Origin of the sequence: Nocardia sp. NPDC005825, assembly GCF_040630175.1 — a bacterium.
Lineage (GTDB): Bacteria > Actinomycetota > Actinomycetes > Mycobacteriales > Mycobacteriaceae > Nocardia.
Window position 1 is genome coordinate 68,698 of sequence record NZ_JBEXXC010000023.1, and the last position, 7,034, is coordinate 75,731.

General features: G+C 62.2%; 6 protein-coding genes. 5 read left to right on the plus strand and 1 reads right to left on the minus strand.

Features of this window, described 5'->3' with window-relative positions; translation table 11 throughout:
* Positions 1 to 596 precede the first annotated feature (596 nt).
* The 5 genes from ABZ382_RS34820 (at position 597) to ABZ382_RS34840 (ending at position 5,917) form a co-directional block, all read left to right on the plus strand.
* Positions 597 to 1,217 (plus strand): hypothetical protein, encoded by a 621-nt coding sequence (locus ABZ382_RS34820; RefSeq protein WP_357098009.1) that lies wholly within the window; start codon positions 597 to 599, stop codon positions 1,215 to 1,217.
* A 171-nt stretch (positions 1,218 to 1,388) separates the two neighbouring features.
* Positions 1,389 to 2,024, plus strand: coding sequence for an AAA family ATPase (locus ABZ382_RS34825; RefSeq protein ID WP_357098012.1), 636 nt, complete (start codon positions 1,389 to 1,391; stop codon positions 2,022 to 2,024).
* A 421-nt stretch (positions 2,025 to 2,445) separates the two neighbouring features.
* A complete protein-coding gene (locus ABZ382_RS34830; protein ID WP_357098015.1) occupies positions 2,446 to 3,360 on the plus strand; it encodes a M48 family metalloprotease in 915 nt (304 codons plus the stop codon).
* A gap of 228 nt (positions 3,361 to 3,588) precedes the next feature.
* Positions 3,589 to 4,194: a hypothetical protein gene (locus tag ABZ382_RS34835; protein ID WP_357098017.1), complete on the plus strand. Its 606-nt coding sequence runs from the start codon at positions 3,589 to 3,591 to the stop codon at positions 4,192 to 4,194.
* A 949-nt stretch (positions 4,195 to 5,143) separates the two neighbouring features.
* Positions 5,144 to 5,917, plus strand: coding sequence for a hypothetical protein (locus tag ABZ382_RS34840; RefSeq protein ID WP_357098019.1), 774 nt, complete (start codon positions 5,144 to 5,146; stop codon positions 5,915 to 5,917).
* Between the two features lie 356 nt (positions 5,918 to 6,273).
* Here the strand turns inward: ABZ382_RS34840 and ABZ382_RS34845 are convergent, their stop codons facing one another.
* Positions 6,274 to 6,795 (minus strand): hypothetical protein, encoded by a 522-nt coding sequence (locus ABZ382_RS34845; RefSeq protein WP_357098022.1) that lies wholly within the window; start codon positions 6,793 to 6,795, stop codon positions 6,274 to 6,276.
* Positions 6,796 to 7,034: the final 239 nt, after the last annotated feature.

Sequence of the window (7,034 nt, forward strand, 5' to 3'; positions counted from 1 at the left end):
GAGGGGTCCGCGTCGATATTCCTCCAGATAGGCGATGCGCCACTGCGGCCAATCCAGATACCTGTCGCCGGCCTTTTCCCGGTAGCGCCGATACTGGTACCGCTTTGTCCGTACCAGAGACTTCCGCGCCTCGCGGGCCGCCTTCCGAGCTGCCCGCTCGCCCCGTTTGCGTTCCGCGTCTGTGAGTTCCAGTGGCGGATCAGCGAAGACTCCCCATCGCATCCAGCGCATAATGGGCCATCCTCGGAGTGAGATGCTGGGTGTTCTACCCTGCGACCCACTCGATGGTAGTGACCGAGGAGGTCAGCCGCTATCGGGCAATTGCCCTAATCATGTTGCGGAGCAATGCGGAACGAAGAAGGGGCCTGTGGCGGCCGACCGAGGACACCCCCTCAATTCGGCAGTAGCGGACGTTCTGCACCGCACCGGGTTTCGGCCGCCGACGCCTCGCGCTGGCCGGTGCGATCAGCGCGGTATGCCATTACAGGTCGGCCGGTCGTGGTTGGCGGATGTTCGGAACGGAACGAACGCGGTCGCTCACAAAATCCTCACAATTCCTGCGCATTCCGTGTACATCGCCGACGTAGGTTGCTGTCATGTTCCTCAAAGCTCTTCGACCCTCCGATGCGCCCCTGTGCGCCGTGGTCGTGGCCACGATTGCGCTTGGCGTGACGCTGCATCGCGGTTGGATAGTCACCAAATTCTGGATACTCGCCTTGCCGTTGCTGCTGGGAGTGTTCGTGGCTGCCTTGGTTTGCTTCGTGCTGGTGCTGTTTCTGGCCGGCCGCGATAAGCGACGGTGGCCTCTGGCGGCAACCGCGATGCTCGCGCTGATCGGGATCGGCGGGTCGGTTTTTCTCTTCGTCGACCCGAACGCTAATGCGTGGACCAGGTTTTGGGTCGAGCGACCGGCATTCGCCGCCATCGCAGCGATGGAACTGCCGGATGGCAAAATCGACTTCTACGGTGTCGAGCTGCCTCCGTACCTGTGTCTCGTTTCGGCGAACTGCCGAGTGGCAGTGATCGGCACCAGTGGTGGGCAACCAGTGCTGTTCGTACCCGACTACATCGGGATCCCCGACGATGCGCTCGGCTACGGGCATTTCGTCGGAACACCCGAGCCCGGACCGTACAACGGATTCGGCGAACCTGTCTGCCCCACGATGGAGCTGGCGGGCGGTTGGTGGTGGCTCGACTCCTGTTGGAACGCTACCTGATTGGAGCATTGCCCGGTGCGCCGACGGCGAGCCGTTTCGATCAGCGCGGCACGCGGCAGTTGAGTGCGTTCGGACATTTGTGACCGAAGGCTCAGTTCAGGCCACGCCCAAGTCAACTGAGTCAATCTGGGCAGCAAGGCAATCCGTGATTCGATCGGTAGGGTCGTGATCATGCTGCTATGGATCAACGGACCCTTTGGCGGAGGCAAGACTCAGACGGCCCATGAGTTGCACAGGCGTTTGCCCGGCAGCGTGGTCTGTGATCCAGAGCAGGTGGGATACGGGCTACATCGGATGATGCCTCCGCACCTGCGGGGTGACTTTCAGGACCATGCCAGTTGGCGCTACGGCGTATTCGAGATCCTCGACCTCGTGCTCGCCGAACACGAGGGGACAGTCATCGTGCCGATGACCGTCGTCGAGCCCGAGTACTTCGCTGAAACCGTTGGGCGATTGCGCGAAAAAGGGCATGACGTGCGGCACTTCGCGTTGCTTGCTGCACGGGAAACTGTGTTGGACAGGCTGCGTGACCGCGGGCTCGGCATTGTGCCCTTCCTGCGGGTCGTGGGCCAGGAAGATCTGCTGCTGCGGAGAGAACAGTTCGCGGTGGACAAGCTGGATCGTTGCCTCGAGCAGCTTGGCAAGCCGGAGTTCGGCGAGCACATCTGGACCGATGCGGCCACGGTTGCGGAGGTGGCAGACCGTATTGCTGACGCCACCGGCCTGCAACTCACCCCCAACGTCGATGGGCGACTGCGGAACAGGCTTCGACGTATGGCCGTGACCTTGATGCACGTCCGCGGCTAACGCTGGAATCGTGCGGCATTCCGCAATAGCGGATGCTCCGCACCGCACCAGGTTCCGGCCGCTAGCGGCCCCGCGCTGACCACGCACGTGAGGGCAATGCGTGTGAGGTGGAGCTGGACATCGATGGGGTCGAATCTTGGTCATGGTCGAGGCAGACCTTTCACCGGCTATCCGTATCGGACAGCATCTGTGCCTGCGGCCAAACTTCCGCCCTTCGAAGTTGGGGCTACGCGACCCGGTCGCCGCGTCGATATCGTGAAGTGACCGCGCAGGAAAACACAGCCTCGCCCGCACGAAGAGCTGACCCGCCATGTCTCTCGAATCACCCTCGGGCGCAACCAGGTACCGGTTGAGTGACCGTGCCCGCATCGAAGCCCGACTACTGCCGCTGCTGCGCCTGCTCCTGGCTGTGCCCTGGGCGGTGGCGACCGTCGTGATACTCCGGAGTCTGAGCGCCTGGGCCGGGAGCTGGGCAACGATCAGCGCGATAGTGGTCTGGTCTCTGATCGGCATTTACGCGCTGCTCATCGCCCTGTTCACGCCGGACGAGTTGACGATACGACGACGTGCCTCGCAATTTCCCGACATCACGCCCTACCCGCCCGAACGCGTCGAGGCCTCCATCCTGCTGTGGGCAGCCTCCGGGGATGTCATGAACGCCGCGGGCCGACCCTGTGGCGTGGAAGAGATCGTCCGGGGTGATACCGGGATGCGAATGGTGCTACGAACCCGTCGCCCTCGAACGACGGGTATGGCGCACCCACGCCGCATTGTCTCAGTGACGATTTCGGCTGTGAACGAACTGCCCCCGCTCGAGCTACAGGCAGTGATCGCACATGAATTCGGTCATCAGCTGATCGCCAGCCGGACCAGCTGGACCGTCAGAATGCTGGAATACCTGTGCACCGCACCGGTCGCCACCGTCTTCGGCGCGCCGGCCAGAGCACTCATCACCGTGGTGCCCTATCGACGATCGACCCTGCGGCCCTATTGGAGATTCCCGAACATCATTGCGGCGATCCTGCTGCTGATCATGTCCACCGCGTCCTACTTCGCCCTGGTCGGCGCCCTGCTCCCGACCATCGGCCCGCATCGAGCCCAGGCGCTGGCCATAGTCTGTCTCCTGCAACCCTTCCCGAAAATGTGGATGAACTGGCGGGAAGAATTCCTGGCCGACCAGGTGGCCATCGACCTCGGCTACGGTCCCGCCCTACACGACTTCCTCGAGACCTCAGCCAGGAAGAACGGCGAACACTACTCCGCCACCCACCCGGGCGCTTCCGACCGCCGCAACGTGATCCGTCGCCGCGCACGGCACTGGCCCTCCTCCGCCTAGCCCGGAGTCCGCCGCCACCATCACGTTATGGCTATAGCAAGACGATGAATGCAGTCAGCACGTGCGGCGGGAGCGGACGTCCATACGTTGTTGGCGGACGGAGCCACGATGTCAGCAATGACGTTGCGCGACTGAGATTTACGCACGGCAACCTGAGCAACGGGTGGTCGCATAACGTAACGTGCACAGCATTGTGGAAGCATCGTGGGGAGATGGAGATGCGATGCCATGAACTCGGATTCGAGTGAGGTGTTCCAAGATCAGGCCGGGGCCACGATCGTTCGGTTCCGGGCGGGGCCGCGCACCGCAGTACAGATCACACGGGGTGAACTCGCGATGCGATGGCGCGGATCGGATGTGTGGTTGATCGCCGCCGCGGTCACCGGCGTGATCATGGCATATCGACTCGTAAAGCACCTCATTTGGGTGGCTGGCTCGCCCGGCACCTACTACACCTGGACAAGTATTCCCGCAGCACTCGCGACGAGTGCGGCGATCTACATCGGGGTCCTGCTCGTCTTCGTGTGTCTGTCTCTGCGGGAGGCGCGGCACGGCTCACGGAAGGTACGTGCGTATGCCTATCCGGGTGCGGCACTGCAGGTTCGTTACCTGAGCGACGGCCTGGAGGTGACGACCACTCTCAGCGAAACGACATATCCCTTCGCCCACTGTTCCCGGATGCGGGTGCGCGACAACGTCGTTGTGTTGACGGGGCCGTTCGGTCAGCTGGTACTGCCTCGCGAACTCGTTCCCGCAGGGGCGATTTCACTGCTCGAGCGATCGATCACGTCTATGCACAACAACGGGTCTCAACCGAGTAGTTCGTCCATGTAGCACCAGCGCTCGTGGACGCCCCGACCCCACTCCGCATGTGCCTCGAGCCAAGACTGGTGCAAGCGGACAGTGGGCGCAACCAGATCGGGCACCTGTCACCCTATCGATGCGAACGCACTGAACTCAGCAGATCAGTGCGTTCGCCGGCAGAGACCTCGGTCGCCTCGAGTACACGTGCTGCAGCCGTTCAGGCAACCTCAGCTCGGCACCACTCGCAGGCATAGGTGCTGTCGGGGAACCACAGACGGCGCATCACGTGCACCTCTTCCCGGGCGATACCGCACAATGTCGTGTCGCCACGAATCCCGTGTTCGGGCCCAGTAAGTTCCAGCGCTCCACCCACGTCGCGAAGTATGCGCGAAGACGGCACCTCAGCCGTGGCCGGCCGCGTAGCGATTCGTTCAACAGCGGCCGCGAAACGGGTTTCCACTGCCTCATCTTGGCCTACCGAGTTTCCCGCCTCCCGCGCTGGGTTGCTCTACCAACGCCACATGGGATGGATGAGATGTCATGTGGCCGAGTCCATGTAGGCGGCGAGGACGCCTCGGTGACGATCGGGCCGCGCTCTCAGAAGACGTCCGCTTCCACTCGAAGAGAAGCAAGCCCTACTCGCCGAGCCCGCGCATTCAAGAATCAATCCAGCCCAGCCCACCGGCGGGAGTCCGCCAACATGGCCACTGCGGCTAGCGCGAGTGGATGAGGGCTCCGATGATCGTCCGGACATCTCCGCTTTCGGATTGCGATAGCGCTGGAAGCCTCCGGCACGCCGGTCGATCCTGCAGTAATCGGCAGTTGCGGACGTTTTCATCGCACCAGGTTTCGGCCGCCAGCGCCTCGCGCTGGCTGGTTCGATCAGCGCGGTATGCGGCTATAGCGTGCAACGCCAACCGTGGCACTCCCGAAACCGCCAGTTGCTCCGAAAGGGACTAGTCGTGCACCATCACGCACTGTGCACGATCAGCATTCCGGACATGTCATCTACAAATCGGGTCATGCCTACCAGCTGAGACTGGAGCTCGAGTGGGATTTGCGGTGCGGCACAACAGCAACCGAGTGTGAGCGAGCAGGTGCCGAACAGGCGGTAGCAGCGATCGTCGAACTCACCCGCAACTTGATCGAACCCAAGGAGTTCGGGCTCACAAAGTGCGTGCGATTCCACTCGGATGGACTCTCACTGATCGCGCAACAACCTCTGGCAGAGGGACATTGGTATCTGAAGCCGCCAGGCACAGAACCGTTTCCTGCATACACCCGCGCCCAGATGATCGATGTTGAAACGATCGACCAGTCAGCAATGCTGGCAGCGGTCGATACACTGTTCAATGCGCCATGCGACCTGTCAGACAACCAGTGGCCATCATGGGAGGAGATGTATGTCTTCGACACCATGGCCCGCATACCGGACACCTCGGTACCCGCCACGCAGGACTATCTCGTCGTCGACGACCTGGACAACAAAGCCCTGAATCTGCCGATTCCCGTGCAACGCCGAACCTCGGGCGTCTGGGCGGGGAAATACAGCCTCGGTTTCATGGCGCCATTCTCAGTCCACGTGTGGCAAGACGAATACTCCGGCTTCCGTGACTCGGACTCCTTCAGTACCGCCATCGAACTCCGAATCACTGTCCACTGGTCGCTGTGGTGGGAGGAAACATCGCCCGGCCGCGCCCTACTCGATGCGGCAATCGATCGCCTCCATCAACGAGGATGGTCCCTCGTCTGACGGGCATCCCTGCACAAGGTCTATACCTATCCGAAACTCGGCTTAGAGAGTGCGTTCCAGCGACGGAGCCACGCCCTGTCCGCAGCCCGCCCGCAACGCCTCCCACATGCCCCAATCGGCACCAACGATCCAGCTGGACGATTTCGCAGGCCAGTGCGATTGCACTCAATGGCCACCAATGAATCAAGCGCCCAGCGGGCAGTACGAGCTGAACTACGAGACCCGAGCTGTGCTGGCCGCATGGTGGCCAGCACGGCATTGCGGACGTTCATGAGCCGCTGTAAATCTCGATGCCAGCCGGTCAGCGCTGGCCAGTTCGGTCAGCGGCAGAGGAGTGCGTTCACTGGCCGACGAGACTAGACGCCCCAGAAGAAGATGAGATCCTTACCCGCGAGCCTGGATTCGTTCATCCAGTAGGTTTCGTCGTCGACCTCATCCCGATCTATTTCTCCGCTGTCTTCATCGATGAAGTCGGCGCCCTTGTCTTCGATCCGCTCGTCGAGTTCGTCGGCGTTGCTCTCCTTGGTCCAGATAGCGCAGCCGGATCCTTCGGGTTCGGGCAGCAGGTCTTCAAAAGCCCAGTCGTAGAAGATATCAACGATGTCCGGGCAGCTCTGGAAATGGAAGACCACAGAGTCGATGCTCTGGTCGCCAAGGATCGAACAAATGAGATGCATGGCCGCGGTGTACTCGTCCGCGTCCTCCTCATCGAACGGCCCACCATTGATGATCGCCCGGAATATCTCGGGGTCGATCGCGTCTTCATCCGCGCCATCGCCCGCGGCGAGGAGCCGGCTCAGCAACGCCTCGTCCTTGCCGCCGATCACCCCCTCGAGCTGTGCCTTATCACCCAAATAGACCTGCATGACATGTCCCACGCCGCCACACTAGCGGCCCACCGAGCAACGGGCTGCCCGGCGTCCCTTCTCAACTCGGCAGTTGCGGACGTTCGGCCGACCCGGATCGCTACGGTCGGTTGATCTTCCACATGGCGCCCCTGGCCGGTTCGGAACGCCCGGGTCGCGGCATTACAGGGCGTTCGCGGAACTGCTCGGCGGCAAACTCATGAGCGGCGGACTGGCCTTTTGCTCCATTCCCGAGCGGTTTCGAGCAGTTC